The following is a 25,570-nucleotide window of genomic DNA, read 5'->3' as shown; positions in this document are numbered from 1 at the left end:
CCTGATGGCCCAGAAGATCATTCGCGTCGGCGACATCGAGATTGCCAACGACAAGCCCATGGTGCTGTTCGGCGGCATGAACGTGCTGGAAAGCCGCGACATGGCGATGCAGGTCTGTGAAGAGTACGTCAAGGTGACCGAGAAACTCGGTATCCCTTACGTGTTCAAGGCCAGCTTCGACAAGGCCAACCGTTCGTCCGTGACCTCCTATCGCGGCCCGGGCCTTGAAGAAGGCATGCGGATCTTCCAGGACATCAAGCAAGCCTTCGGCGTGCCGATCATCACCGACGTCCACGAGCCTGAACAGGCTGCCGTGGTCGCCGAGGTGTGCGACATCATCCAGTTGCCGGCCTTCCTGTCGCGCCAGACCGACCTGGTCGTCGCGATGGCCAAGACCGGCGCTGTGATCAATATCAAGAAAGCCCAGTTCCTCGCACCCCAGGAGATGAAACACATCCTGAACAAGTGCGTGGAAGCGGGTAACGACCAGTTGATCCTCTGCGAGCGTGGTTCGAGCTTCGGCTACAACAACCTCGTGGTGGACATGCTCGGTTTCGGCATCATGAAACAGTTCGAATACCCGGTGTTCTTCGACGTGACCCACGCGCTGCAAATGCCCGGTGGTCGCGCCGATTCTGCTGGCGGGCGCCGTGCCCAGGTGCTGGACCTGGCCAAGGCCGGCATCAGCCAGTCCCTGGCGGGCCTGTTCCTCGAAGCCCACCCGGACCCGGACAACGCCAAGTGCGACGGCCCATGCGCCCTGCGCCTGGACAAGCTGGAGCCGTTCCTGGCCCAGCTCAAGCAGTTGGACGAACTGGTCAAGAGTTTTCCGACGGTAGAGACCGCGTAAGCCGCGTTTCTCCGGTAAAGTATCCCACGCTAAATGCTCAGGCCCCCGGGCCTGAGCCTTGTCGCCTGCAAGCCTGCCCCGTTGTTCCACCCTTGCGGTCGGTCAAAAGTTTTCCTTCAGCTGCGTCGTTTTCGTCAACTTTGGAGTGTTTACAACAATGGCAAAAATCGTCGACATCAAAGGTCGTGAAGTTCTCGACTCCCGTGGCAACCCCACCGTCGAAGCCGACGTGCTTCTCGATAATGGCATCACTGGCAGCGCCTGCGCGCCGTCCGGTGCGTCTACCGGTTCGCGCGAAGCGCTGGAACTGCGTGATGGCGACAAGAGCCGTTACCTGGGCAAAGGTGTACTCAAGGCCGTAGCCAACATCAATGGCCCGATCCGCGACCTGCTGCTGGGTAAAGACCCGGTTGACCAGAAAGCCCTCGACCTGGCAATGATCAAGCTCGACGGCACCGAAAACAAAGGCAGCCTGGGCGCCAACGCCATCCTCGCCGTATCCCTGGCTGCGGCCAAGGCTGCTGCCCAGGACCAGGACCTGCCGCTGTACGCCCACATCGCCAACCTGAACGGCACCCCGGGTGTCTACTCGATGCCGGTTCCGATGATGAACATCATCAACGGTGGCGAGCACGCCGATAACAACGTTGATATCCAGGAATTCATGGTGCAGCCAGTTGGCGCCAAGTCCTTCTCCGAAGGCCTGCGCATGGGCACCGAGATTTTCCATCATCTCAAGGCTGTACTGAAGGCCCGTGGCCTCAGCACTGCCGTGGGTGACGAAGGTGGTTTCGCACCAAACCTGGCGTCCAACGAAGATGCACTGAAAGTGATCTCCGAAGCCGTGGCCAATGCGGGCTACAAGCTGGGCACCGACGTGACCCTGGCCCTGGACTGCGCGGCCAGCGAGTTCTACGAAGATGGCAAGTACAACCTGTCCGGCGAAGGCCAGGTGTTCAACTCCGAAGGTTTCGCTGACTACCTGAAGGGCCTGACCGAACGCTACCCGATCATCTCGATCGAAGACGGCCTGGACGAGTCCGACTGGGACGGCTGGAAAATCCTCACCGACAAGATCGGCGAGAAAATCCAACTGGTGGGCGACGACTTGTTCGTGACCAACACCAAGATACTGAAAGAAGGCATCGACAAGAAGATCGCCAACTCGATCCTGATCAAGTTCAACCAGATCGGCACCCTGACCGAAACCCTGGAAGCCATCCAGATGGCCAAGGCTGCGGGCTACACCGCCGTGATCTCCCACCGCTCCGGCGAAACCGAAGATTCGACCATTGCCGACCTGGCTGTGGGCACTTCGGCGGGCCAGATCAAGACCGGTTCCCTGTGCCGTTCCGATCGCGTGTCCAAGTACAACCAATTGCTGCGTATCGAAGAGCAACTGGCTGGCAAAGCCAAGTACAACGGTCGTGATGAGTTTCGCGGCTGAGCTGTAAATGGTAAAAAGTCGGCGGATTGCGTCGGAAAAAACACGACAGTGTAGATTTCGACGCTAATCTCATGGCTATCTAGCACAAGCCTGGTTCTTCCAGGCTTCGTGCTATCAGTTGCTGCAAAAGTTTTGCATGGCTGTCTTTTTTCACTGGATACCCGGATTTCGATGCGCAGTCCCAATTGGTTGTTCCTCGTCTTGCTCTTGTTGCTGGCTGGCCTGCAGTACCGCCTATGGGTGGGTAATGGCAGCTTTGCGCAGGTAAAAGACCTGACCCAGCAAATTGCCGACCAGCACGCCGAAAACGAACGCCTGCTGGAGCGCAACCGCGTCCTCGATGCCGAAGTGCTTGAGCTGAAAAAAGGCACGGAGACCGTTGAAGAGCGGGCTCGTCATGAGTTGGGCATGGTCAAGGAGGGCGAGACCCTCTACCAGTTGGCCCAATGAGTACTGGTTTGCCGGCCTTCTGGGCCGTGATACCTGCCGCGGGCGTCGGTGCCCGTATGGCCGCGGACCGTCCCAAGCAATATCTGCAACTGGGCGGGCGCACCATTCTCGAACACAGCCTTGGCTGTTTTCTCGACCACCCAGCGCTCAAGGGCCTGGTGGTCAGTCTTGCTGCTGATGATCCCTACTGGCCCAACCTGGCCTGTGCTGCCGACCCGCGTATCCAGCGTGCCGACGGTGGCGCCGAGCGCTCGGGTTCGGTGCTTAATGCGTTGTTGCAATTGAATGCCCTGGGCGCCAGTGATGATGATTGGGTGTTGGTACACGATGCAGCGCGACCTAACCTGAGTCGCGATGATCTCGACAAGTTGCTGATGGAACTGGCGGATGACCCCGTCGGCGGCCTGTTGGCCGTGCCGGCCCGCGATACGCTCAAGCGCGTCGACAAGCACGGGCGGGTGGTGGAAACCGTGGATCGCAGCTTGATCTGGCAAGCCTACACGCCACAGATGTTTCGCCTCGGTGCCTTGCACCGCGCGTTGGCTGACAGTTTGGTGGCGGATGCAGTGATTACCGATGAGGCTTCGGCCATGGAATGGTCCGGCCAGGCGCCGCGCCTGATTGAGGGGCGTTCGGACAATATCAAGGTGACTCGACCGGAGGATTTGGAGTGGTTGCGGTTGCGGTGGGCTAACCGTAGGTAGTCAGTCGCACCGAGTCGACTTCATCGCAGGCAAGCCAGCTCCCACATTTGACCGTGTTCCTACAGGATAAACGCGGTCAAAGGTGGGAGCTGGCTTGCCTGCGATGAGGCCGGCACAAACGACCCATAATCACTGGCTGTACTCCGGCCTTTCAGCCAACCCCGCCTTCAAAAAGTCCACCAACTTCCTGACCTTCGGCGACAAATGCCGCTGCTGCGGATACAGCGCCCACACCGCCGTATTCGGCGGCTGATGCGCCTCCAGCAACGACACCAGCGCCCCACTGTGCAGATGCTCCAGCACGTAATAATCCGGCAACTGGCACAACCCGACGCCTTGCAACGCCGCATCCAGCACCGCTTGCCCACTGTTACAGCGCCAGTTTCCCTGCACCCGCTGGGAAAATTCCCGCCCATCCTGGGCCAGTTGCCAGATATCCGAGCTACCAATCAGGCAGTTATGCCGAGTCAATTCCGACAAACTATGTGGCCGCCCATACCGCGCCAAGTAGGACGGCGACGCACACACATACATGCGTCGCGGTGCCAGGCGGCTGGCGACCATGCGCGAATCCTGCAGGCGCCCCAGGCGAATCGCCAGGTCGAGGCCTTCATGCACTAAATCAAGCTGGCGATTGCTCAGCTCGATATCCACGCGCAATTGCGGGTACAGCGCCATGAACCGCGTCACCAACGGCACGATAAAGCGCTCGCCGTAGGCCACGGCGCAGGTCATGCGCAACATGCCCTTGGGCTCGCTGGCGAGGTCGCCGACCGCGCGCAGGGCCTCTTCGCGGCCGTCCTGCAAGCGTTGGCAATGTTGCAGAAAGGTTTGGCCGGCTTCAGTCAGGGTGACCTTGCGCGTGCTGCGATACAGCAAGCGCGTTTGCAGCCGCTCTTCCAGGCGCGCCACTTGCCGGCTGATATGGGACGACGACACGCCCAAGCGCTCTGCCGCTGCGGTGAATTGGCTGCATTCGGCGACTGCGACAAACTCATCGATGCCTTCCCAGCGGTTTTCCAGCATGGCGATTATCCCTGTACAGCAATAAAGTTTTGCTTTCAGCTGGATTATTCATCAGTCAGCCATGTTTTACACTCTGCGCCTCAGTTTTTAACTCCATGGAGAAACCCGGATGATCAAGTCCCGCGCCGCCGTAGCCTTCGAAGCCAAGAAGCCCCTTGAAATCGTTGAAGTGGATGTCGCCATGCCCAAGGCTGGCGAAGTGCTGTTGCGCGTGGTCGCGTCCGGCGTGTGCCATACCGACGCCTACACCCTGTCGGGCGCGGACCCGGAAGGCATCTTCCCGTCGATCCTCGGCCACGAAGGCGGTGCGGTGGTTGAAGCCATCGGCGAGGGCGTGACTTCGGTAGCGGTCGGCGACCACGTGATCCCGCTGTACACCCCGGAATGCGGCAAGTGCAAATTCTGCCTCTCGGGCAAGACCAACCTGTGCCAGGCCATCCGTTCCACACAGGGCAAAGGCCTGATGCCGGACGGCACCACGCGTTTTTCCTACAAAGGTCAGCCGATTTTCCACTACATGGGCACCTCGACCTTCTCCGAATACACCGTGCTGCCGGAAATTTCCGTGGCCAAGATTCCTAAAGAAGCGCCGCTGGAAAAAGTCTGCCTGCTGGGGTGTGGCGTCACCACCGGTATCGGTGCAGTGATCAACACGGCCAAGGTCAAGCCGGGCGACACCGTGGCCATCTTCGGCCTCGGCGGTATCGGCCTGTCGGCGGTGATCGGTGCGGTCAAGGCCAAGGCGGGGCGCATCATCGCCATCGACATCAACCCGGCCAAGTTCGAAATCGCCAAGCAACTGGGCGCCACCGACTGCATCAACCCGAAAGACTACGATCGTCCAATTCAAGATGTGATTGTCGATTTGACTGACGGCGGCGTGGACTTTTCCTTCGAGTGCATCGGCAACGTGCAACTGATGCGCGCCGCCCTTGAGTGCTGCCACAAAGGCTGGGGCGAGTCGGTGATCATCGGCGTGGCCGGCGCTGGCCAGGAAATTTCCACGCGCCCATTCCAGCTGGTGACCGGTCGCGTCTGGCGCGGTTCGGCCTTCGGCGGCGTGCGCGGGCGTACCGAATTGCCAAGCTACGTGGAAATGGCCCAGACCGGCGAGATCCCGCTGGACACTTTCATCACCCACACCATGGGCCTGGAAGACATCAACAAAGCGTTTGATCTGATGCACGAAGGCAAGAGCATCCGTACCGTCATCCACTTCTGAGGTCGGCCATGAGTCTGGAAAACCTGTCATGCCAGAAAAGCTTTGGCGGCTGGCATAAACGCTACAAGCACCACTCCGATGTGCTCGGTTGCGATATGACCTTTGCCGTCTACCTGCCGCCGCAAGCGGAGCAGGGCGGCAAGTTGCCAGTGCTGTACTGGCTGTCGGGCCTGACCTGCACCGATGAGAACTTCATGCAGAAGGCCGGCGCCCAGCGCATGGCCGCCGAGCTGGGGCTGATCATCGTCGCGCCGGACACCAGCCCACGCGGCCCCGGCGTGCCGGGCGACCCGGACAACGCCTGGGACTTTGGCCTGGGCGCGGGCTTCTACCTGAATGCCACCCAGGAACCCTGGGCCAAGCACTATCGGATGCATGACTACGTGGTGCAGGAATTGCCGGCGTTGGTCGAGGCGCATTTCCCGGCGTCGGACAAACGCGGCATCAGCGGCCATTCCATGGGCGGCCATGGCGCGTTGGTTTGTGCGCTGCGCAACCCTGGGCGTTACCTGTCGGTGTCGGCGTTTTCGCCGATCAACAACCCGATGGATTGCCCGTGGGGCCAGAAAGCCTTCTCCCGTTACCTGGGGGAAGAGCGTTCGAAGTGGCGTGAGTGGGACGCTTGCGTGCTGATCAGCGAAGCCTCGGAGAAGTTGCCATTGCTGGTGGATCAGGGCGACCGCGACGACTTCCTCGCCGTGCAGCTCAAGCCTGAAGCCTTGCAGCAAGCGGCGAAGGCGGCCGGTCATCCGCTGGAACTGCGCCTGCAACCCGGCTACGACCACAGCTACTTCTTTATCGCCAGCTTCATCGAAGAGCATTTGCGACATCATGGCCGTGCTTTGCTCGGTTAATGTGTGGCAAAAGTAGGTAGAATCACGCCCTGAATTAAATCGGGGCGTTTTTTTATGCGTATTGGCCACGGCTACGATGTGCACCGTTTCGCTGAGGGCGATTTCATCACCTTGGGCGGCGTGCGCATTGCACACCATCATGGGTTGCTGGCTCATTCCGACGGCGACGTTGTGTTGCATGCCTTGAGCGATGCCTTGCTCGGCGCAGCGGCGTTGGGTGATATCGGCAAACATTTTCCAGACACCGACCCCACCTTCAAGGGGGCGGACAGTCGCGTCCTGTTGCGCCACGTGGTAGGCCTGATCCACGCCAAGGGCTGGAAGGTCGGCAACGTCGATAACACCATCGTGGCCCAGGCACCGAAAATGGCCCCCCATATCGAATCGATGCGCGCGCTGATTGCCGCGGATCTGCAAATAGAATTGGATCAAGTGAACGTGAAAGCCACCACCACCGAAAAGCTCGGGTTTACCGGTCGTGAAGAGGGCATTGCGGTGCACTCCGTCGCCTTGTTGCTGCGCGCATGAACGACCTGCAACTGCTGGGCCCACGGGCCTATGGCGAGGCGTTGGGCAGTGCCGTCCTGAAGGCCACTGCTGAAGACTTCCAGGTCGATGAAGTGCTGGACATCCCGTTGACCGGCGATGGCGAGCACCTGTGGTTGTGGGTCGAGAAACGTGGCCTCAATACCGAAGAAGCCGCGCGGCGTATCGCCAAGGCCGCTGGCGTGCCGTTGCGTACCGTCAGTTATGCCGGGCTCAAGGATCGCCAGGCGCTGACGCGCCAGTGGTTCAGCGTGCAGTTGCCGGGCAAGGCTGATCCAGACATGAGCGGTGCAGAAAACGACACCCTCAAGATCCTCAAGATGGCCCGCCACAAGCGCAAGTTGCAACGTGGCGCGCATTCGGCGAACGGCTTCACCTTGCGCCTGACCCAGTTGGCCGGCGATACCGCAGCCATCGACGCGCGCTTGCAACTGATCGCCCAGCACGGCATTCCCAACTACTTCGGCGCCCAGCGTTTTGGCCACAACGGCGGCAACGTGGTTGACGCCCGTGAGTGGGCGGCGCGCAAGGCCTTGCCGGAGCAGCGCAATGTGCGTTCGCGGCTGTTGTCCACTGCGCGCAGTTTCCTCTTCAACAAGGTGTTGGCGGCGCGTGTTGCCGATGGTTCCTGGCAGCGCGCCCAAGTCGGTGACTTGCTGGCGTTTACCGACAGCCGCAGCTTTTTCCCGGCCGGCGAGGCTGAATGCAGCGACCCGCGCCTGGCGATCCTCGACCTGCACCCGACGGGGCCGCAGTGGGGCGAGGGCGATTCGCCCGCCAGCGGTGCGACCCATGCGCTGGAACAGGCCGTCGCCGCCAGTGAAGCCGAGCTGCGCGATTGGCTGGTGAATGCGGGCATGAGCCAGGAGCGGCGCATTCTGCGACTGCCCATTGGCGGGTTGACGTGGCATTATCCCGGGCCTGACATTCTGCAATTGGAATTCGTCCTGCCGGCCGGATGCTTCGCCACTGTCTTGGTGCGCGAGCTTGTTGATCTGGTGCCGGTGGGGCAGACGGACAGCCCATGCGTATTCTGATATCAAACGATGACGGTGCCACCGCACCCGGTCTTGCCGCGCTCTATGCTGCGCTGGAAGATTACGCCGAGTGCGTGGTGGTTGCCCCCGACCAGGACAAGAGCGGCGCCAGCAGTTCGCTGACGCTCGACCGTCCGCTGCACCCGCAGGTTCTGGCCAACGGCTTTATCAGCGTGAACGGCACCCCCACCGACTGCGTCCACCTGGCGATCAACAGCCTGTTGGACCGCGAGCCGGACCTGGTGGTGTCGGGCATCAACCTCGGCGCCAACCTGGGTGACGACGTGCTGTATTCCGGTACCGTGGCGGCGGCTCTTGAGGGACGCTTCCTCGGCCGTACGTCGTTCGCCTTCTCATTGGCTTCGCGCCAATTGGACAACCTGCCGACCGCCGCCTATTTCGCGCGCAAGCTGGTCGAGGCCCACGGCTCCCTGGACCTGCCGCCGCGTACGGTGCTCAACGTCAATATTCCCAATTTGCCCCTCGACCACATCCGTGGCATCCAGCTGACGCGCCTGGGCCACCGTGCCCGTGCGGCAGCTCCGTTGAAGGTGGTCGACCCGCGTGGCAAGGAAGGTTATTGGATCGCCGCCGCCGGCGATGCCGAAGACGGCGGTCCGGGCACTGACTTTCATGCGGTGATGCAAGGTTATGTGTCGATTACGCCGTTGCAACTTGATCGCACCTTCAGTGATGCCTTCAGTAGCCTCGATGGCTGGCTGGAGGCGCTGAACTGATGGGCCGCGAACAAGACGACCTGCTACGCCGGGGCATCGGGATGACTTCCCAGCGTACCCGTGAGCGTTTGATCCAGCGCCTGTACGAAGAGGGGCTGTCCAATGCCCAGGTACTGGAAGTGATCCGGCGTACGCCTCGGCACTTGTTTGTCGATGAGGCCTTGGCGCACCGCGCCTATGAAGACACCGCACTACCCATCGGCCACAACCAGACCATCTCCCAGCCGTACATGGTCGCGCGCATGAGCGAGTTGCTGTTGGCGGCGGGGCCACTGGACAAGGTGCTGGAGATCGGCACCGGCTCGGGCTACCAGACAGCGGTGCTGTCGCAGTTGGTGGAGCGGGTGTTTTCGGTGGAGCGCATCAAGGTCTTGCAGGACCGCGCCAAGGAGCGCCTGGCCGAGTTGAACCTGCGCAACGTGGTGTTCCGCTGGGGCGATGGCTGGGAAGGGTGGCCGGCCCTGGCGCCTTACAACGGTATTATCGTCACCGCCGTGGCCACTGATGTGCCCCAGGCGTTGCTCGATCAATTGGCCCCGGGTGGGCGGTTGGTCATCCCGGTGGGCTCCGGCGAAGTGCAACAATTGATGCTCATTATCCGCGAAGACGAAGGTTTTTCACGGCATGTACTGGGCGCTGTGCGCTTCGTCCCGCTGCTCAATGGCCCGCTGGCCTGATCATTTGTGCGCCGGCAGTGAATTCTGCTGGCGAGGATGTGTCTTACGCCGGGGTCTGTAGAGTCAACATGACGGGTAATCGGGATTAAACATGATGAATTTTTCGTTTCAGTCGTGTGCCGGTAAAAACCTAATGCCCAGTTATACTTGCGTCATATTTCAAGCCTGATACAGGCATTCATGTTCAGCCACCATAAAGGGAGCGGCGGGTGAGTCTCACAGGTCTTGCGCAGCGTATGAGTAAAACAAGCTTTCAGCGACTGGTGCTTGGCCTTGTCTTGAGTTCCTTGTTGGTAGGGTGTTCCAGCTCGCCAAGCAGCGGCGCGCGGGTGGTTGACCGCAACAATGCAGCACCGCAAAAGCCGACGGTGACCACCGGGCAATATGTGGTGCGCAAGGGCGACACGATGTTCTCGATCGCCTTCCGTTATGGCTGGGATTACAAGGCACTCGCAGCTCGTAACAATATTCCTGTGCCATACACGATACATCCGGGTCAGACGATTCGCTTTGACGGGCGCACCGGTTCAACGCCTGCGGCCGTGGTAACAAACAGTACGTCTTCGCCGTCGTCTTCGAGCAAAACCACCATCATCACCCGGCCTGCAGGCACTGCCGCGCCTACGGTTGCGAGCAAGCCGGCACCTGCGCCACTGCCGCCTGCCGGACCCGCACCGACGGGTTGGGGATGGCCCTCAAACGGAGTGCTGATTGGAAAATTCTCTTCAAACGGTAGTTTGAATAAAGGCATTGATATCGCCGGGGATTTGGGACAGCCTGTTTTAGCTGCGTCTGATGGGACAGTGGTGTACGCCGGGAGTGGTTTACGGGGCTACGGCGAGCTGGTCATCATCAAGCACAGCGATACCTACGTCAGTGCCTACGGACATAACCGCAGGCTGTTGGTTCGGGAGGGGCAGCAGGTCAAAGTCGGACAGACAATTGCCGAAATGGGGTCAACTGGTACAGACCGGGTGAAACTGCACTTTGAGATTCGCCGCCAAGGGAAACCTGTAGATCCGCTGCAATTCCTACCCCGTCGTTGATTTGTTGTCAGCCTGTTCCCTCACGTAGAAGGAACAGGCTCCAGTGTTGCCAAGGATAAAGGCGACGCTTGAGCTTGAGGTCGAACTCACCAAAGGACTATAACAATGGCTCTCAGTAAAGAAGCGCCGGAGTTTGACATCGACGATGAGCTTCTCCTTATGGGAGAGCACACCGATACGGAATCGATGTCGAATGAGGGACCTGCTGTACCTTCAGTTCGCACCAAATCCAAGAACTCCACCGCGTTAAAGCAACACAAATACATTGATTACACGCGGGCGCTCGATGCGACCCAGCTGTACCTCAATGAAATCGGCTTTTCCCCTCTGCTCACTCCCGAAGAAGAAGTCCATTTTGCGCGCTTGTCGCAAAAGGGCGATCCGGCCGGGCGCAAGCGCATGATTGAAAGCAACCTGCGCCTGGTGGTGAAAATCGCCCGGCGGTATGTCAATCGTGGGTTGTCCCTGTTGGACCTGATCGAGGAGGGCAACCTCGGCTTGATCCGGGCAGTGGAGAAGTTCGACCCGGAGCGGGGCTTCCGCTTTTCGACCTACGCCACCTGGTGGATTCGTCAGACCATCGAACGGGCGATCATGAATCAGACCCGCACGATCCGGTTGCCGATCCATGTGGTCAAGGAGCTCAACGTCTACCTGCGGGCGGCGCGTGAGCTTACCCAGAAACTCGATCATGAACCTTCGCCCGAAGAAATCGCCAACCTGCTGGAGAAACCGGTAGGGGAGGTCAAGCGCATGCTCGGCTTGAATGAGCGCGTGTCTTCGGTCGATGTCTCGCTGGGTCCGGATTCGGATAAAACCCTGCTGGACACGCTGACAGATGATCGGCCTACAGATCCTTGCGAGCTGCTGCAGGACGATGATCTGTCCCAAAGCATTGACCAGTGGCTATCTGAACTCACAGACAAGCAGCGTGAGGTGGTGATTCGCCGCTTCGGCCTGCGCGGCCATGAGAGCAGCACCCTGGAGGATGTCGGCCTGGAGATTGGCCTGACCCGTGAGCGGGTGCGGCAGATCCAGGTGGAAGGGCTCAAGCGCTTGCGTGAGATCCTGGAGAAGAATGGCTTGTCGAGTGAGTCGTTGTTTCAATAACGGCGCACGCTGAAAGTGTGGGAGCTGGGCTTGTGTGGGAGCTGGCTTGCCTGCGATAGCATCACCTTGGTGTCACTGACAAACCGAGGTGCTGCTATCGCAGGCAAGCCAGCTCCCACATAGGTTTGGCTCTCACATTTTTTATGCCCGGAATAACCAAATCCCAGGCATAAAAAAACCCCGCTTTTAAGGGCGGGGTTTTTTCGACTAAGTCAGTACAAGTTAGATAACTTGAACTTCTTCAGCTTGCATGCCTTTCTGACCGCGGGTAGCGATGAAAGAAACCTGTTGGCCTTCTTTCAGGCTTTTGAAGCCGTCGGATTGGATAGCTTTGAAGTGAACGAACAGGTCGTCACCGGATTGTGGAGTGATGAAGCCGAAGCCTTTTTCATCGTTGAACCACTTAACGGTACCAGTTTGGCGATTAGACATGGTGTATCTCCTTGGACAAAGTTAACTGCGACTCAGGAAAAGCCCTGGCCGAGACTGAGTGCAAAGAGCAGGAAAAATTCTTGGAGATGGTTGGATCGAAATTCAACATATCGTGTAGAGATTCTCAGTGACACAAGCAGCACAGTGGCGCCACCTTAACCCTTTTTCCGGAACGTGCCAATGATATTTCCGAAGGTTTCTCTATTTTCATGACTGGCGGTGGTATTTACGGCCGCTGGTCGTCATAAGCAGGGCCCCGGCCCCGCTGGCTGCGGCTTATAGCCGGCAGGCCCGTCGTCAAGAAAACCCCCACGCCCTTTGAACCCCAACGCTGGCCCCGGTAAGATGCCCAACAGAATTTTTCCACCTCGCTATTCAGGACACCCGCCATGAGCATCAAATCGGACAAGTGGATTCGCCGCATGGCGCAAGAGCACGGCATGATCGAACCCTTCGTTGAGCGCCAGATCCGTGGCGAAGGCGACAGCCCTGTGATTTCGTACGGTGTTTCCAGCTACGGCTACGATGTGCGCTGCGCCGATGAGTTCAAGGTGTTCACCAACATCAACTCGGCGACCGTCGATCCGAAAAACTTCGATGAAAAAAGCTTCGTCGACGTCAAGAGCGACGTGTGCATCATCCCACCGAACTCCTTCGCCCTGGCACGTACCGTCGAATTCTTCCGCATCCCTCGTGACGTGCTGACCATCTGCCTGGGCAAAAGCACCTACGCGCGCTGCGGCATTATCGTCAACGTGACGCCGCTTGAGCCCGAGTGGGAAGGCCACGTGACCCTGGAGTTCTCCAACACCACCACCTTGCCAGCGAAGATCTACGCCAACGAAGGCGTGGCACAGATGCTGTTCCTGCAGTCCGACGAGGCCTGTGAAGTGTCCTACAAGGACCGTGGCGGTAAGTACCAGGGCCAGCGTGGTGTGACCTTGCCACGGGCTTGATCGAAAGCTCCTACGTATAAAGGGAATTTGTCTGCGGTAAGCGACTCTATTGGGTGTACTGCCTCGGCGCGTGCAAAACGCGTCGAGCCACGCTTGAGGAGTCCCTTATGAAGATCGATCCGCGTATCAGCGCCGAACTTGCCCGGCTTGAACCCAACCAGATTGGTGTTCTGGCCTGGTCCCTGATGGCCAATCCTGCTTACTCGGGCGGCATTCCCGGCCAGCCCGAGCCGGATTACCCGCAGCCCACCGAACCTGGCGAGCCCACATTGCCAGACGAGCCGCCACCGGCACCTGTCGCCTGATAGCTAGCCCACCGGCCAGACGGCATGATCGCCAATCACGAAGATTTGGCGGTCATTGTCCTGCTCCACTCCATGCCCCCCGGTAAACGCGCCAAACGCGGGCAGCAGGCTGACCCGCGTGCCGATCTGGAAGCACGGCAGGCGCAAGCTCTGCCGGCCCTTGCCGCGCAAGCGATACACCGGATGCACATGCCCCGCTAGTACATGGTGGCTGGCATGGGCTTGCGGTTCGTGTTGCAGGGCAAAGGGGCCCATCAGCAGCGGCTCGGGGACCACTTCAATGCTCAAGTCCGGCGGCGGGTCGCCCGCGCGTTTGTCGTGATTGCCGCGAATCAACGTAAGGAGCAGGCCAGCATGCCGTTCACGCCAGGCGCGCAGGGCGGCCAAGGTGCCACTGGCATGCGATCCGGGGCCGTGCAGAAAATCCCCGAGAAATACCACCTGGGCGCACTTATACGCCGCCAGCAATCGATCCAGTCGCTCAAGGTTCGCCGTGGTGGTGCCTTGTGGCACGGGCTGGCCCAAGCTGCGATAGGCAGAGGCCTTGCCAAAATGGGCATCGGCAATCAAAAGGCAGCGGCGCGCAGGCCAGTACATCGCCTTTTCCGCCAGCAACCACAGCTCTTCGCCCTCAAGTGTCAGTGAACAATGCATCAGCGCTTCCCGTTATCCGCGACTTTTTCCAGATCCTTGACCATCCGTGCAATGCGCTCCGACAGTTTTTCCGAGCTGAGGCTTTCGCGCATACGCTCTACCAGCAGGGGGAAGGCCAGGGGGGTAGGGCGGTCGATGACATGCAGGTCCAATTCGAGGGTCGAAAGGTGGCGCAACGTTTCTTCCAGGCGACGAATATCCAACTCATTGCGCAGGACTTCTTCCGCTGCTTGGGTCAACAAGAGGTTCTGTGGGTCATACTGCTTGAACACCTCGAAGAACAAACCACTGGAGGCCTGCACCTGCCGCGTGCTTTTGGGCGCGCCCGGATAGCCGGCGAACACCAGCCCGGCAATGCGGGCAATCTCACGAAAGCGCCGCAGGGCCAGCTCGCCGGCGTTCAGGCTGGCGGCAACGTCCGTCAGCAACTGCTGCGGGCTCAGCAGGGCGTTGTTCAATAGCCCCGGCCAATCCACAGGCGTGGCGCTCAATAGCTCCAACCCGTAGTCGTTGACGGCAATCGAGAAGGTCACGGGCTGCAACTGGCTGACCCGCCACGCCAGCAGGCTCGCCAACCCCTGGTGTACCTGGCGCCCGGCGAACGGGTAGACAAACAGGTGCCAGCCTTCCCGCGACTTCAGCACCTCGGCGAGCAAGTGCTTGCGGGTCGGTAGACCGGACCAGCGCAACTGGGTGTGCAGCAGCGGTTGCACCGCTGCCATCTCCGGGCCGTCAAAATGCCCGTGCGCTGCGGCGTCAAAACGCTCAACCAGCGCTTGGGCCAGTTCATTGGAAAGTGGCATGCGCCCGCCATTCCAGCGTGGCACGGCGGCTTTTTTCGCGGTACTGCGGCGCACATAGGCGGTCATGTTTTCCACGCGTACCAACTCCAACACGCGCCCGGCAAACAGAAAACCATCTCCCGGCTTGAGCCGGGCAATAAAACCTTCTTCGACACTGCCCAGGTGTTTGCCGCCGCCGCACTTGCTCCAGAATTTCAGTTGGATACTGGCATCGCTGACGATAGTGCCCACGCTCATGCGATGGCGACGTGCCAGGCGCGCATCCGGGACGCGCCAAATGCCGTACTCATCGGGTTCGACGCGACGGTAATCCGGGTAGGCCGTCAGCGACAGGCCGCCATGGCGCACAAACCCCAACGCCCAGGCCCAATCTGCCTCGGTGAGGTCGTGATAAGCCCACGCGCTGCGCACTTCAGCGAGCAGCGCATCGGGCGTAAACCCGCCGCCCAATGCCATGCTCACCAAATGCTGTACGAGCACATCCAAAGGCTTGCGGGGCGATTCGCGGGCTTCGATACGGCGCTGGGCGATCGCGTCCTGGGCTGCGGCTGCTTCCATCAGTTCCAGGCTATGGGTCGGCACCAGTGTCACCCGCGACGGCCGTCCGGGCGCATGGCCGGAGCGCCCGGCGCGTTGCATCAACCGCGCCACGCCTTTGGCCGAACCGATCTGCAGCACCCGCTCCACCGGCAGAAAGTCCACCCCCAGGTCCAGGCTTGAGGTGCATACCACCGCCTTGAGCTGGCCGTCTTTCAGTGCCCGCTCCACCCAGTCACGGGTTTCCCTGGACAGCGAGCCATGGTGCAGGGCAATCAACCCGGCCCAATCAGGGCGCGCTTCGAGCAAGGCCTGATACCAGATTTCCGCTTGCGCCCGGGTATTGGTGAACACAAGGCAACTGCGGCTGGACGCCACCTCAGCCACCACTTGCGGCAGCATCTTCAAGCCCAGATGTCCGGCCCACGGAAAACGGTCGGTAACGGGGGGCAGCAAGGTGTCGACGATGAGCTGTTTAGCGGTTCGCCCCTGTACATTGATGCCGTTGCAGTGTGGGACCAACACCTCCAAGGCGTGATCCTGATTACCCAATGTCGCCGAAATCCCCCACACCACCAACTCAGGATGCCAGCGCCGCAACCTCGCCAACGCCAGTTGCAGTTGCACGCCACGTTTATTGCCGATCAGTTCGTGCCATTCATCCACGATGACCATGCGCAGGTGGCCCAGGCTTGCCTCGCTGTCGGCCCGCGCCAGCATCAGCGTCAGGCTTTCCGGGGTGGTGACCAGCGCGCTGGGTTGGCGTCGGGTTTGCCGGGCGCGTTCGCTGCTGCCGGTGTCGCCGGTGCGCAGGCCAACGCTCCAGGGAATCTGCAAGGCTGCCAGCGGCGCCTCAAGCGCCCGCGCGGTGTCGGCGGCCAGGGCGCGCATGGGGGTGATCCACAGTACAGTCAGTGGTTCGGCAGGCGGTTTGCGTTTGCCCGTAACGGGTGGGCGGGTGATGGCGAAGCAGTTCAGCGCGGCAAACCACAGGGCGTAGGTTTTACCGGCCCCGGTGCTGGCGTGCAGCAAGCCCGAGCGGCCTTGCTTGACCGCGCGCCATACGTCTTTTTGGAAGGCGAACGGTGTCCAGCCTTGGGCGGCAAACCATTGCCTGGCGAAGTCGAAGTGACGGGGCATGCGACAGCTGACGCTCTGAAGGGCTTATTCCACAGACCCACCTGCGGCACCAAAGGTTTAACTAAAGCGCCATGGCGCAGTAGTGCAGTTGCGAGCCGTTGGCCTGGCCGACGGCGCGGCAGGCCGGCGGCAATGGTTGCGGCTTGTCCAGGCGTTGCACCAAGTAGAAGTTCTCGGCCTTCGGCAGTTGTTGCAGGTTCTTGCGGTGACGCGCCCAGCCAGCGCTATAAAACTCGGCCGAGTATGAGCGCGAGCCCAAGTAGATCAAGTCACCCGGGGCCTGTGCCTGTTGCTCTTTCCAGAGTGCCACGATGGCTTTCTGGTTCTGGGGGCGGTCGCCTGCCTTGCCGCTGATGATCAAGGCGCAGCCTGTCACCGGCAACGCCAACGCCACGGCCGCGATAACGGCTGCGCGCATGTGCCGGCAGATGACGTCGGCGAGCAATAGCGCCCAGGCCGGCAGCGCGGGCAGCACATAGGTCCAGAGAATGTTGGTGGACATGGTGAAGAACAGCGGCGCCGAAGCCGCCCAGGCCAGCACAAAGATGAAGTACTCGGGTTGACGCCCAAGGTGCCCGCGCAGCTTCACCAGTAGCGGCAAAAAAAGCGCCCAAGGCATGAGCCCGCCCAACAGGTGCAGCCAGATCATTCCCAACGGCTGGGCATGTGCGCTGCCATATAGATCGCCCTGCCATTGGCTGATGACGTAGCGGCTGAAATGTTCGCCGACGATGAAGTATTCCAGGAACCCGGGGGTTTTCTGTTCTGCCAGCCAATACCAGGGCAGGGCCACGCCGAGCGTCAATACGCTGCCGGACAACCAGGGCAGACCCAGCAGGCGCCGCCAATGCGCGGTAACCGCCAGCCATATGGCGGCCGGCAGCGCTATCAGCACCAGGGCCAGCGGGCCTTTGGCGAGCAGGCCCAGGCCTAGCCCGAAAAAGCCGGCCAAGGCCCACCCGCGCTCACCGTGCATCAGCCCGCGCCACAGGCCCAAATGCGCGAGCAATAGGGCAAACGCCAAGGCCCCGTCGGTCAACACGGCGCCGCTGGAGAGGAACCCGAGCGAACCTGTCGAATAGATGATCGCGGCCGTCAATCCGACCTGCGGGCTACGCTCCTGGCTGGCGAAGCGCACGATTAACAGGCAACTGGCAACATGCAGCAGCCAGCTTGAAAAACGGCTGGAAAATTCGCCAATGCCGAGCACTTTCATGCTCAGGGCCTGCGCCCAGAAAGACAGTGGCGGTTTACCCCAGAAGGGTACGCCGTGGTCGAACATCGGCGTGATCCAATCATTGGTCGCCAGCATCTTGCGGGCGATTTCCGCATAGCGGGCTTCCGATGTATCCATGAGCGGATAGAGCCCGAGCGTGCCCAGGCGCACCAGCAGCACAGCCAACAAAATGCCCCAAAGCCAACGTAGGGAAACACAAGGGTTCATGGCGACAGCCTGGATGGATGGGTTCATGGTTGGTTGCGCCTGCGCAGGGAGTCGGGTCTGGGGCTGACCACCGTCAGCACCCGGCCGACGTATTCACCGACCACGGCGGTGCCCAGGCACAACAGCAAAATCGAGAGCACCAGCAGGTGCACATGGGTCAATTCACCGAGTGTCGCCGCGCCTGCGACCCACAGCGTGCCCGCCACAAAACTGATCGCGCTGACGTAGCTGTACATTCTCAGCGGGCGAATCGAGAAGGCGAGAATCGAGTCTGCGCACAGGTCCAGCAGGGACAGTGGGGTCCATTTCGTAGTGCCCGCCTGGCGCGCCTTGCGGTCGTAATTCACTTCGGTACTCGGGTAACCGAGCCAACTCACCAGTAGCTTCAACACGCCGGCGTTGTCGTCCATGGCCCGAATGGCCGCGAGTGCATTGGGCCCGATCAGTCGGAAATCGCTGACTTGCTTGGGCACGTCGAAGTCGTCGATCAACTGATCCATCAACGCGTAATAGAGCCTGGCGGCCGTGCGCTTTGCCCAGGAGTCGCAGTGCCGGGAGCGCCGCTGCATGTTCACGATCTCGTAGCCCTTGTGCCACTCTTGCACCATCAGCGGGATCAGCTCGGGCGGGTCCTGCAAGTCGCAGTCGATGATGATCACGGCCCGGTCCTGTACGGCATTGATGCCTGCGCGCATGGCCGCTTCCTTGCCGAAGTTGCGACTCAAATGCAGGCTGCGCACCCGTGGGTCTTGCGAAAAACGATCAAGTATTTCGGCAGTTCTGTCTTGACTTCCGTCGTTGATATAAAGAACTTCGGTGGTCACGTTCAAATGGTCAATAGTCGCCATCAGGCGTGTATGGAATTCAATTAACACGTGCTGTTCGTTAAAGCACGGCACCAGTATCGTAAGTTCATCAGTAGGCCGGCATTCACTGGAAAGGCTCGCGCTTGATGTCATGTTGGAATACCCAGAAGTGGTTGAACATAAAGCCTTGAAAGGTCACGGCGGCCATTGCTGTCAGTTGTGCAAGATGCGGCGGTACACCCCATTGAGTCAGTAACGCGACCACCAGCGTGTTGGCTATGACTTGGCTGGCGGCGGTGATGGCAAATCGCCGTGTTTTGCAGGTTCGCTGGGTAAATACCCAATGCCTGGACAGCCAATAAGCCACCAATGCCCCGGTAAAACCGCCACAAAATGTCGAGCGCGCCGGCCCCAAGTAGCCCAGTAAGCAGGCAAACACCAGCCAGTGCACCGACGTAGCAATTAAACCGACGCCCAAGTAACGGATGAATAAGCGCAGTGTTTTTTGCATGGTTGAAATGTATAAGATCAAATGTGAACCAAATGTTGCTCGGTGTATGTTCCTGTACTTAATGCTTAAGTTTGTTGGTTGCTGAAGGAATTATCTTTATTGCTTGTATGAATTTGGAGTTTGGCTTGATGGAAATCTTATTGGTTGAAGATGATCATGCGTTGGCGGGCTCTTTGGGGGACTATCTCAGCGAGTTTGGTTATGACGTGGACTACGCACGTGATGGACGAAGTTGCCTGGAACGTGCCCGGCAGCAGGCGTACGACCTGATTGTGATGGACGTCGCCATGCCCCGGATGAGTGGTTTTGACACCTGTCGTCAACTGCGGCGCGAGTGCAATGAAACGCCCATCCTGTTCTTGACCGCGCGCGATGCGTTGCCCGACAAGGAAGAGGGCTATGCCGCCGGTGGTGACGATTACCTGGTCAAGCCCTTCGAGCCCCAGGAGCTGATCTGGCGTATCCGCGCGTTGATGCGCCGGATGGCGCCGCGACAACCGCGCAGCCCAAGGCAAGTGGGCGACTTGATCATCGACCCGGCATCGCAGTCCTTGAGCCACCACGGTGTGGTGAGCGTGCTGCCCGCGTTGCAGTTCACCCTGCTGAACCTGCTGGCCGACGAGGCCCCGGAACCCGTCAGCCGACGCAAGCTTGAAGCAGCGCTGTGGCCCGAGGGCGACCCGCCCGACAGCGATGCATTGCGCACCTACATCTACCGGCTTCGGCAAACCCTGGGCAAGCCCTACGGTACCGATTTGATCAGGACCGTCCACGGCAAAGGGTATCGCCTTGCTATTCCCCACTGATTCATTTTTTCTGCGCATCCTCTACGCCCTGTTGCCATTCATGGCGCTGATCACGCTGTTCTACAGCTTGCTGATCTGGGCTGCGGTGGTGTTGACCGAGGATTACATCGTCTCCAGCTACCTGGACCTGGAGTCGCAGGCTTTCCAGGATAAACACGGCCAGTTGGGCCGCGCTGCAGCGATGCCGAACGCGATCTACCTCAAAGGCTACTGGTCGTCGGACGCCGATCTACCTGGGGCTTTTCGCGACCTGCCCGTCGGCCATCACGAACTCGATAAAGAGGACACGCATGTACTGGTCAGCGCCGTGGCCGGCGAGTCGGCGTTGCTGGTCCTGGTGTTGGAAGAGTCCAAGCTCAGTCAAACCGAAGGCTATCGTGCGCAGGTGTTCGCACTGCTGTGTGCCGTTGCCGGGCTGATCCTGATCCTGGGGGCAATCCTGGCCATCGCGATTGCCCGGGCCATCGCCCAGCCTGTCAGCCAGTTGGCCGCCGAAGTGGCGGGCACACGGCATGGCGCAGCGCGCTTCAGTGGGTTTGCGCGACAGGATGAAATCGGCACCTTGAGCCGCACGCTGTCATCATTGGTCGCCCAGCAAAACGCTGCGCTGAGGCGCGAGCAAGCGTTTACCCGGCATGTCAGCCATGAGCTGCGAACGCCCCTGAGTATCCTGAACAACTGCCTGGCGATCCTGCGCTTGCCAGGTTGCAGCGCGGAAAAAAATGCCCGCGGCCTGCTCCGCATGGAAGGCGCGCTGGCGGGGATGAAAATGACGATCGAGCTGTTTTTATCCCTGGCCCGGGAACCCCGTCAATTGCGCCGTGAGGCGATTGACTTGACGGCTGTCGTCGTCGAGCAGATCGAAAAGTACCTGTTGCTGTATCCCCGCGTGGCGGGTGCGCTGCGGTTTGCCGGCGCACCCCCGATCATCTTGCAGGCCAACCAGGCAATCGCCTGCAGCGTGGTGCAGAACCTGCTGGGCAACGCCGTTCAGCACGGCGCCGGGAAGGTTCGGGTGGCCCTCTGCGAGCAGCAGTTAGTCATCATCAATAATCATGTGGAGCAGCTCTCGTCGCCAGGCTTCGGGTTTGGCCTGGAAATTGTTTCTCGCGCTTGCACCTATGTGGGCTGGCGCCTGGAAACGCGACGCACGCTGCATACCTTCCGCGCGTGCGTACGCTTCACTTGAGGTTGCCGCTGAGGAACTGCTGCAAGCGCTCGCTCTGCGGATTACCCAGCACATCCTCCGGCGCGCCTTGCTCTTCCACCAGGCCCTGGTGCAGGAACAACACCTGGCTCGACACCTTGCGCGCAAAACTCATTTCGTGGGTGACCATGATCATGGTGCGGCCTTCCTCGGCCAGGCCCTGGATCACTTTCAACACTTCGCCCACCAACTCCGGGTCGAGGGCCGAGGTCGGTTCGTCGAACAGCATCACCTCGGGCTCCATCGCCAGGGCGCGGGCGATGGCCACCCGTTGCTGCTGGCCGCCAGAGAGAAACGCCGGATACTGATCGGCCACGCGTGCGGGCAGGCCGACCTTTTCCAGGTAATGCCGGGCACGGTCCTCGGCGTCTTTCTTGCTGCAACCCAGCACCCGGCGCGGGGCCATGGTGATGTTTTCGAGCACGCTCATGTGGCTCCACAGGTTGAAGTGCTGGAACACCATCGCCAGCCGCGTGCGTAGGCGCTGCAACTCGGCATCGTCGGCCACGCGCATGCCGTCGCGGTCGCTGACCATGCGGATCGGCTGGCCATCGAGGGTCATGGCGCCGTCGTTGGGGGTTTCCAGGAAGTTGATGCAACGCAAGAAAGTGCTCTTGCCCGAGCCGCTGGCGCCGATCAGGCTGATCACGTCACCGGTCTTGGCCTTGAGCGAGACACCCTTGAGCACCTCATTGTCGCCATAGCGTTTATGCAGGCCTTCAACGGTCAATTTGTACATGGGGCGTGCATCCTCAAGGCGAAAGTAGATAGCCGCTACGGTAGGCCTCTAAGCCTGCGACATGGCCAATGACCATCCCGGCAGTGGCCATGCGGCGTAGCGAACGGGCGTAAAGCAGGCCGGCCTTCTGGCAGTGCACGGGCGTTACGCGGTCGGTAATGGGGTCGATGATGTCGGCGATCAATTGTCCGGCTTCCAGGTATTCGCCGGGCAGGGCGCTGAACACCAGCAGGCCGCCGACGGGCGTGGCGACCGGCTCGACGCCGGCCAGCGGAGTGGCCGGGTAGGGCAGGTCGGGCAGCGGCGCGACGTCACCGGCGATGGCGCCGAAGTGGATCAAGTAATCGATGATCGCCTGGCAATCTAGGCTGGCCAGGCCGTGGTTCACATCGCCCTGGCCGCGCAGTTCGACGGTCACCGAAAAACTGCCCAGGGGAATCGGGAAGCGCTCGCCGAAGCGTTGCTGCAACTGCCACCAGACCAAGGTGAAACACTCATCGAAGGATTGCCCACCCGAATCGGTGGCGAGCAAGTTGGCTTCCGAGCCGATGTAACGCGCCAATGGCTCCACCTGCGGCCAGGCTTCGGGCGTGGTGTACAGGTGCGCCACGGCTTCGAAGTCGCAATGCAGGTCCAGCACCATATCGGCATCGCAGGCCAGGCGTTGCAGCACCAGGCGCAGGGACTGCAATTGCGTCTGCGCGGTTTGCTCCGCGAGGGCTGCGGACAGGGCAGCACGGATCAGCCGCGCATTGTGCTGCGGGTCATCGCCGAGCAATTCCTCGACCTGGTTACTCACCGCTTCACTGAGGTCGATAAACAGGCGATTGAAATTCTGCCCGCTCTCCAGCTCGTAACGGCCCAGCGGGATGTCCATCAGCACCTGTTCCAGGCCCACCGGATTGGCCACGGGCACCAGCACGATTTCACTGCGCAGGCGCCCGGCGGCGGCCAGTTCAGCCAGGCGCATCTTCAAGTGCCAGGCCACCAGCATGCCCGGCAGCTCATCGGCATGCAGCGACGACTGGATATAGATCTTGCCCTCGGCCCGTTCGGGGCCGAAGTGGAAACTGTGAACCTGCCGCGCCGTACCAGGCACCGGCGCAATCAGTTCATGGACCTGATGACGCATGCGAACTCCTTAGTGGCTCGGCCCGAGAAAGGCCAGCCAGCGGCGCTCCGCCAGACGAAACAGACCGACCAGGGCAAAGGTCACGGTCAGGTAGATCAGCGCAGCGATGCCGAATGATTGAAAGGTCATGTAGGTGGCCGAGTTGGCGTCCCGGGCCACCTTGAGAATATCCGGCACTGTTGCGGTAAACGCCACCGTGGTCGAGTGCAGCATCAGGATCACTTCGTTGCTGTAGTAGGGCAACGAACGGCGTAGGGCCGAGGGCATGATCACGTAGGCATACAGCTTCCAGCCGCTCAGACCATAGGCCTTGGCCGCTTCCACTTCGCCATGGGCCATGCTGCGAATCGCCCCGGCAAAAATCTCCGTGGTGTAGGCGCAGGTGTTGAGGGCGAAGGCGAGGATGGTGCAGTTCATCGCGTTGCGAAAGAACGCATCCAGCAACGGCTGCTCGCGCACTGCCGCGATGCTGTAGATGCCGGTGTAGCAGATCAGCAACTGGATATAGAGCGGCGTGCCACGAAACAGGTAGGTATAGAACTGCACCGGCCAACGCACCCAACGCTTGCGCGACACGCGGGCGATGGACAGCGGGATCGACACCAGAAAGCCAATCACCAGCGAGGCGCTGAGCAGCCACATGGTCATGGCCAACCCGGTAATGTGCTGGCCGTCGCTGTACAGGAACGGGCGCCAGTATTGCTGCAAGAGTTCGATCATCGCACCGCCTCCCGGGACCCGGCGGAGTAGCGCCGCTCAAGCCTGCGCAACACAAAGTTGGAGGCGCTGGTAATCAACAGGTAGATCAACGCGGCGACCACCAGGAAGTAGAACAGTTGATAGGTGCTCTTGCCGGCGTCCTGGGCGGCCTTGACCAGATCGGCCAGGCCGATGATCGACACCAGCGCCGTGGCCTTGAGCATCACCATCCAGTTGTTGCCGATGCCCGGCAAGGCAAAGCGCATCATCTGCGGGAAGGTCACGTAGCGAAACCGTTGCCCGCGCTTGAGCCCGTAGGCGGTCGCCGCCTCCAGTTGGCCACGGGGCACGGCGAGGATCGCGCCGCGAAAGGTCTCGGTGAAGTAGGCACCGTAGATAAAGCCCAGGGTGATGACCCCGGCGCTGAATGGGTCGATCTCGATGTAGTCCCATTCCATAAAGTCGGTAAAACCGGTCAGCCACATTTGCAGGCTGTAGAAAATCAGCAGCATCAGCACCAGGTCGGGCACGCCGCGAATCAAGGTGGTGTAGAGCTGGGCGGGGATGCGCAGCAGGCGCAGGCTGGAAAGCTTGGCGCTGGCGCCGAGCAGGCCGAGCAGGACACTGACAGCCAGGGAAGCGACCGACAACTTCACGGTCATCCACGTCCCTTGCAGTAACAACGGGCCGAACCCCTTCAAGCTGAAGGCACCCAGCCCCAGGGTTTGCAAAAGATCTTCAAACATGAATTCAGGACCTATAGCGATAAAAAAGCGCCCACCCGAACCGGTGGGCGCCAGGGTGTTATTTACCGCTGTACAGGTTCAGGTCGCCGAAGTGTTTCTTCTGGATGGTGGCGTAGGTGCCATCATCGTGTAACGCTTTGATACCTTTATCGAGCAAGGCCTTAAGGTCTTTGTTACCTTTTTTGATACCGATCGCCGTTTTCGACGGCAGCAATGGGTCATCAATCGCCGCGCTGACTTCATAGCCGGCACCGGCTGGCGACTTCAAAAAGCCCAGTTCGGCTTGCAGCATGTCTTGCACCGAAGCGTCGAGACGCCCGGAGGTCAGGTCCGCGTAGACCTGGTCCTGGTTGGCGTAGGCCTTGGTGGTCACCCCGGCTTTATCCAGTACGGCCTTGGCGTAGGCTTCCTGGATGGTGCCTTGCTCATAGCCCACGGATTTGCCCTTGAGGGACTCGGGCGTGGAGAAGCCTGCACCTTTCTTGAACACCAGGGACGTCGGGCCGGAGAACAGCTCGGAGGAGAAATCGATGGCCTTTTCACGGGCCGTGGTCACGGTCATCGAAGAAATCACGCCGTCGAACTTGTTGGCGTTGAGGCCTGGAATCATGCCGTCAAAATCACTTTCGACCCACTTGCACTTCACTTTCAGCTCGGCGCAGATCGCATTGCCCAAGTCGATATCGAAGCCCACCAGGCTGCCGTCGGCGGCTTTGGATTCGAATGGCGCGTAGGACGGATCGACACCAAAACGCAGTTCCTTGTATTCCTTGGCCAACGCGGAACCTGCGGCCATGCACAGAGCCAGTGCAGAAAGGGTCAGCAATGCTTTTTTCATTATGTAATCCCTTGAAACCAAGATAAGCGCTTGTGGCGCGATTAGGACTGTTACTGAACGGTGTCAGACGCAACATCGGTAGCAATTTCTGAACCATAGTTCCGAATAA

Annotated in this window: 28 protein-coding genes; 16 read left to right on the top strand and 12 right to left on the bottom strand. The window is 60.3% G+C overall.

Annotated features, from left to right (window positions below; genetic code table 11):
* Nucleotides 1–4 precede the first annotated feature (4 nt).
* The 4 genes from kdsA (at nucleotide 5) to ispD (ending at nucleotide 3,451) form a co-directional block, all read left to right on the top strand.
* Complete coding sequence (kdsA, locus tag J1G37_RS00480) at nucleotides 5–850, top strand: 3-deoxy-8-phosphooctulonate synthase (protein WP_010212442.1); 846 nt, start codon at nucleotides 5–7, stop codon at nucleotides 848–850.
* Nucleotides 851–1,007: 157 nt separating this feature from the next.
* Nucleotides 1,008–2,297, top strand: a complete 1,290-nt coding sequence (gene eno / locus J1G37_RS00475) for a phosphopyruvate hydratase (RefSeq protein ID WP_207039798.1) — start codon at nucleotides 1,008–1,010, stop codon at nucleotides 2,295–2,297.
* A 171-nt stretch (nucleotides 2,298–2,468) separates the two neighbouring features.
* On the top strand, nucleotides 2,469–2,747 hold the full coding sequence (ftsB, locus tag J1G37_RS00470; protein ID WP_003172294.1) for a cell division protein FtsB: 279 nt from the start codon (nucleotides 2,469–2,471) through the stop codon (nucleotides 2,745–2,747).
* Nucleotides 2,744–3,451: a 2-C-methyl-D-erythritol 4-phosphate cytidylyltransferase gene (gene ispD, locus J1G37_RS00465; RefSeq protein ID WP_207039797.1), complete on the top strand. Its 708-nt coding sequence runs from the start codon at nucleotides 2,744–2,746 to the stop codon at nucleotides 3,449–3,451. Before ftsB ends, ispD begins: the two co-directional genes overlap by 4 nt.
* A gap of 129 nt (nucleotides 3,452–3,580) precedes the next feature.
* Here ispD and J1G37_RS00460 read toward each other — a convergent pair whose 3' ends face one another.
* A complete protein-coding gene (locus tag J1G37_RS00460) occupies nucleotides 3,581–4,477 on the bottom strand; it encodes a LysR substrate-binding domain-containing protein (protein ID WP_207039796.1) in 897 nt (298 codons plus the stop codon).
* Nucleotides 4,478–4,586: 109 nt separating this feature from the next.
* On the opposite strand from J1G37_RS00460, the gene J1G37_RS00455 reads away from it, so the two are divergent.
* The 8 genes from J1G37_RS00455 to rpoS all read left to right on the top strand — a co-directional run bounded on the left by J1G37_RS00455 (nucleotide 4,587) and on the right by rpoS (nucleotide 11,706).
* Entirely contained in the window at nucleotides 4,587–5,699 is a 1,113-nt protein-coding gene (locus tag J1G37_RS00455; protein ID WP_017137160.1) for an S-(hydroxymethyl)glutathione dehydrogenase/class III alcohol dehydrogenase, read from the top strand.
* A gap of 8 nt (nucleotides 5,700–5,707) precedes the next feature.
* Entirely contained in the window at nucleotides 5,708–6,553 is an 846-nt protein-coding gene (gene fghA, locus J1G37_RS00450) for an S-formylglutathione hydrolase (protein WP_124526018.1), read from the top strand.
* A gap of 54 nt (nucleotides 6,554–6,607) precedes the next feature.
* A complete protein-coding gene (gene ispF, locus J1G37_RS00445; RefSeq protein WP_012722614.1) occupies nucleotides 6,608–7,081 on the top strand; it encodes a 2-C-methyl-D-erythritol 2,4-cyclodiphosphate synthase in 474 nt (157 codons plus the stop codon).
* Nucleotides 7,078–8,136, top strand: a complete 1,059-nt coding sequence (gene truD / locus J1G37_RS00440) for a tRNA pseudouridine(13) synthase TruD (protein ID WP_124526017.1) — start codon at nucleotides 7,078–7,080, stop codon at nucleotides 8,134–8,136. The genes ispF and truD overlap by 4 nt, the downstream gene beginning before the upstream one ends.
* The gene (gene surE, locus J1G37_RS00435) at nucleotides 8,124–8,873 is read left to right on the top strand and encodes a 5'/3'-nucleotidase SurE (RefSeq protein ID WP_124526016.1); all 750 of its coding nucleotides are present in this window, start codon (nucleotides 8,124–8,126) and stop codon (nucleotides 8,871–8,873) included. Before truD ends, surE begins: the two co-directional genes overlap by 13 nt.
* 41 nt (nucleotides 8,874–8,914) lie before the next feature.
* Nucleotides 8,915–9,550, top strand: coding sequence for a protein-L-isoaspartate(D-aspartate) O-methyltransferase (locus J1G37_RS00430; protein ID WP_177325361.1), 636 nt, complete (start codon nucleotides 8,915–8,917; stop codon nucleotides 9,548–9,550).
* Nucleotides 9,551–9,759: 209 nt separating this feature from the next.
* Nucleotides 9,760–10,596: a peptidoglycan DD-metalloendopeptidase family protein gene (locus J1G37_RS00425; RefSeq protein WP_207039795.1), complete on the top strand. Its 837-nt coding sequence runs from the start codon at nucleotides 9,760–9,762 to the stop codon at nucleotides 10,594–10,596.
* Between the two features lie 105 nt (nucleotides 10,597–10,701).
* Nucleotides 10,702–11,706 (top strand): RNA polymerase sigma factor RpoS, encoded by a 1,005-nt coding sequence (gene rpoS / locus J1G37_RS00420; RefSeq protein WP_017739096.1) that lies wholly within the window; start codon nucleotides 10,702–10,704, stop codon nucleotides 11,704–11,706.
* Nucleotides 11,707–11,928: 222 nt separating this feature from the next.
* Here the strand turns inward: rpoS and J1G37_RS00415 are convergent, their stop codons facing one another.
* Complete coding sequence (locus J1G37_RS00415; protein ID WP_002554837.1) at nucleotides 11,929–12,138, bottom strand: cold-shock protein; 210 nt, start codon at nucleotides 12,136–12,138, stop codon at nucleotides 11,929–11,931.
* 389 nt (nucleotides 12,139–12,527) lie between these two features.
* Here J1G37_RS00415 and dcd point away from each other — a divergent pair, with 389 nt between their 5' ends.
* Entirely contained in the window at nucleotides 12,528–13,094 is a 567-nt protein-coding gene (gene dcd, locus J1G37_RS00410) for a dCTP deaminase (RefSeq protein WP_207039794.1), read from the top strand.
* A 107-nt stretch (nucleotides 13,095–13,201) separates the two neighbouring features.
* Complete coding sequence (locus J1G37_RS00405) at nucleotides 13,202–13,399, top strand: hypothetical protein (RefSeq protein WP_207039793.1); 198 nt, start codon at nucleotides 13,202–13,204, stop codon at nucleotides 13,397–13,399.
* Nucleotides 13,400–13,402: 3 nt separating this feature from the next.
* Here J1G37_RS00405 and pdeM read toward each other — a convergent pair whose 3' ends face one another.
* From pdeM to J1G37_RS00380, 5 genes are all read right to left on the bottom strand, one after another.
* Complete coding sequence (gene pdeM / locus J1G37_RS00400) at nucleotides 13,403–14,053, bottom strand: ligase-associated DNA damage response endonuclease PdeM (protein ID WP_207039792.1); 651 nt, start codon at nucleotides 14,051–14,053, stop codon at nucleotides 13,403–13,405.
* Nucleotides 14,053–16,533, bottom strand: coding sequence for a ligase-associated DNA damage response DEXH box helicase (locus J1G37_RS00395; protein ID WP_207039791.1), 2,481 nt, complete (start codon nucleotides 16,531–16,533; stop codon nucleotides 14,053–14,055). The genes pdeM and J1G37_RS00395 overlap by 1 nt, the downstream gene beginning before the upstream one ends.
* 61 nt (nucleotides 16,534–16,594) lie before the next feature.
* Entirely contained in the window at nucleotides 16,595–18,004 is a 1,410-nt protein-coding gene (locus J1G37_RS00390; protein ID WP_242551367.1) for a phospholipid carrier-dependent glycosyltransferase, read from the bottom strand.
* A complete protein-coding gene (locus J1G37_RS00385) occupies nucleotides 18,001–18,936 on the bottom strand; it encodes a glycosyltransferase family 2 protein (protein WP_242551366.1) in 936 nt (311 codons plus the stop codon). The genes J1G37_RS00390 and J1G37_RS00385 overlap by 4 nt, the downstream gene beginning before the upstream one ends.
* On the bottom strand, nucleotides 18,908–19,294 hold the full coding sequence (locus J1G37_RS00380; protein ID WP_207039789.1) for a GtrA family protein: 387 nt from the start codon (nucleotides 19,292–19,294) through the stop codon (nucleotides 18,908–18,910). Before J1G37_RS00380 ends, J1G37_RS00385 begins: the two co-directional genes overlap by 29 nt.
* A 128-nt stretch (nucleotides 19,295–19,422) precedes the next feature.
* Between J1G37_RS00380 and J1G37_RS00375 the strand changes: the two genes are divergently transcribed.
* Nucleotides 19,423–20,100, top strand: a complete 678-nt coding sequence (locus J1G37_RS00375; RefSeq protein ID WP_207039788.1) for a response regulator transcription factor — start codon at nucleotides 19,423–19,425, stop codon at nucleotides 20,098–20,100.
* A complete protein-coding gene (locus tag J1G37_RS00370) occupies nucleotides 20,084–21,289 on the top strand; it encodes a HAMP domain-containing sensor histidine kinase (RefSeq protein WP_207039787.1) in 1,206 nt (401 codons plus the stop codon). The genes J1G37_RS00375 and J1G37_RS00370 overlap by 17 nt, the downstream gene beginning before the upstream one ends.
* Here J1G37_RS00370 and J1G37_RS00365 read toward each other — a convergent pair.
* From J1G37_RS00365 to J1G37_RS00345, 5 genes are read right to left on the bottom strand one after another with little or no spacing between them, the layout of a single operon-like run.
* The gene (locus J1G37_RS00365; protein ID WP_207039786.1) at nucleotides 21,282–22,046 is read right to left on the bottom strand and encodes an ATP-binding cassette domain-containing protein; all 765 of its coding nucleotides are present in this window, start codon (nucleotides 22,044–22,046) and stop codon (nucleotides 21,282–21,284) included. The genes J1G37_RS00370 and J1G37_RS00365 overlap by 8 nt on opposite strands.
* 13 nt (nucleotides 22,047–22,059) lie before the next feature.
* A complete protein-coding gene (locus J1G37_RS00360) occupies nucleotides 22,060–23,178 on the bottom strand; it encodes a succinylglutamate desuccinylase/aspartoacylase family protein (RefSeq protein ID WP_207039785.1) in 1,119 nt (372 codons plus the stop codon).
* Between the two features lie 9 nt (nucleotides 23,179–23,187).
* Nucleotides 23,188–23,898 carry an ABC transporter permease gene (locus J1G37_RS00355; RefSeq protein ID WP_207039784.1) on the bottom strand — a complete coding sequence of 237 codons (711 nt, stop codon included), beginning with the start codon at nucleotides 23,896–23,898 and terminating at the stop codon, nucleotides 23,188–23,190.
* The gene (locus J1G37_RS00350) at nucleotides 23,895–24,623 is read right to left on the bottom strand and encodes an ABC transporter permease (RefSeq protein WP_207039783.1); all 729 of its coding nucleotides are present in this window, start codon (nucleotides 24,621–24,623) and stop codon (nucleotides 23,895–23,897) included. Before J1G37_RS00350 ends, J1G37_RS00355 begins: the two co-directional genes overlap by 4 nt.
* A gap of 58 nt (nucleotides 24,624–24,681) precedes the next feature.
* Nucleotides 24,682–25,461, bottom strand: a complete 780-nt coding sequence (locus J1G37_RS00345) for a transporter substrate-binding domain-containing protein (RefSeq protein WP_017739082.1) — start codon at nucleotides 25,459–25,461, stop codon at nucleotides 24,682–24,684.
* Between the last annotated feature and the right edge of the window lie 109 nt (nucleotides 25,462–25,570).

The sequence above is a fragment of the Pseudomonas sp. Marseille-Q1929 genome (assembly GCF_017316265.1).
Lineage (GTDB): Bacteria > Pseudomonadota > Gammaproteobacteria > Pseudomonadales > Pseudomonadaceae > Aquipseudomonas.
The sequence above is the reverse complement of the archived record's forward strand: the minus strand, read 5'-3'. Positions and strand labels throughout refer to the sequence as shown.

Coding starts and splice junctions, on each gene's coding strand:
- kdsA (WP_010212442.1), top strand. CDS start 5: ATGGCCCAGAAGATCATTCGCGTCGGCGACATCGAGATTGCCAACGAC.
- eno (WP_207039798.1), top strand. CDS start 1,008: ATGGCAAAAATCGTCGACATCAAAGGTCGTGAAGTTCTCGACTCCCGT.
- ftsB (WP_003172294.1), top strand. CDS start 2,469: ATGCGCAGTCCCAATTGGTTGTTCCTCGTCTTGCTCTTGTTGCTGGCT.
- ispD (WP_207039797.1), top strand. CDS start 2,744: ATGAGTACTGGTTTGCCGGCCTTCTGGGCCGTGATACCTGCCGCGGGC.
- J1G37_RS00460 (WP_207039796.1), bottom strand. CDS start 4,477: ATGCTGGAAAACCGCTGGGAAGGCATCGATGAGTTTGTCGCAGTCGCC.
- J1G37_RS00455 (WP_017137160.1), top strand. CDS start 4,587: ATGATCAAGTCCCGCGCCGCCGTAGCCTTCGAAGCCAAGAAGCCCCTT.
- fghA (WP_124526018.1), top strand. CDS start 5,708: ATGAGTCTGGAAAACCTGTCATGCCAGAAAAGCTTTGGCGGCTGGCAT.
- ispF (WP_012722614.1), top strand. CDS start 6,608: ATGCGTATTGGCCACGGCTACGATGTGCACCGTTTCGCTGAGGGCGAT.
- truD (WP_124526017.1), top strand. CDS start 7,078: ATGAACGACCTGCAACTGCTGGGCCCACGGGCCTATGGCGAGGCGTTG.
- surE (WP_124526016.1), top strand. CDS start 8,124: ATGCGTATTCTGATATCAAACGATGACGGTGCCACCGCACCCGGTCTT.
- J1G37_RS00430 (WP_177325361.1), top strand. CDS start 8,915: ATGACTTCCCAGCGTACCCGTGAGCGTTTGATCCAGCGCCTGTACGAA.
- rpoS (WP_017739096.1), top strand. CDS start 10,702: ATGGCTCTCAGTAAAGAAGCGCCGGAGTTTGACATCGACGATGAGCTT.
- J1G37_RS00415 (WP_002554837.1), bottom strand. CDS start 12,138: ATGTCTAATCGCCAAACTGGTACCGTTAAGTGGTTCAACGATGAAAAA.
- dcd (WP_207039794.1), top strand. CDS start 12,528: ATGAGCATCAAATCGGACAAGTGGATTCGCCGCATGGCGCAAGAGCAC.
- J1G37_RS00405 (WP_207039793.1), top strand. CDS start 13,202: ATGAAGATCGATCCGCGTATCAGCGCCGAACTTGCCCGGCTTGAACCC.
- pdeM (WP_207039792.1), bottom strand. CDS start 14,053: ATGCATTGTTCACTGACACTTGAGGGCGAAGAGCTGTGGTTGCTGGCG.
- J1G37_RS00395 (WP_207039791.1), bottom strand. CDS start 16,533: ATGCCCCGTCACTTCGACTTCGCCAGGCAATGGTTTGCCGCCCAAGGC.
- J1G37_RS00390 (WP_242551367.1), bottom strand. CDS start 18,004: ATGAACCCATCCATCCAGGCTGTCGCCATGAACCCTTGTGTTTCCCTA.
- J1G37_RS00385 (WP_242551366.1), bottom strand. CDS start 18,936: ATGACATCAAGCGCGAGCCTTTCCAGTGAATGCCGGCCTACTGATGAA.
- J1G37_RS00380 (WP_207039789.1), bottom strand. CDS start 19,294: ATGCAAAAAACACTGCGCTTATTCATCCGTTACTTGGGCGTCGGTTTA.
- J1G37_RS00375 (WP_207039788.1), top strand. CDS start 19,423: ATGGAAATCTTATTGGTTGAAGATGATCATGCGTTGGCGGGCTCTTTG.
- J1G37_RS00365 (WP_207039786.1), bottom strand. CDS start 22,046: ATGTACAAATTGACCGTTGAAGGCCTGCATAAACGCTATGGCGACAAT.
- J1G37_RS00360 (WP_207039785.1), bottom strand. CDS start 23,178: ATGCGTCATCAGGTCCATGAACTGATTGCGCCGGTGCCTGGTACGGCG.
- J1G37_RS00355 (WP_207039784.1), bottom strand. CDS start 23,898: ATGATCGAACTCTTGCAGCAATACTGGCGCCCGTTCCTGTACAGCGAC.
- J1G37_RS00350 (WP_207039783.1), bottom strand. CDS start 24,623: ATGTTTGAAGATCTTTTGCAAACCCTGGGGCTGGGTGCCTTCAGCTTG.
- J1G37_RS00345 (WP_017739082.1), bottom strand. CDS start 25,461: ATGAAAAAAGCATTGCTGACCCTTTCTGCACTGGCTCTGTGCATGGCC.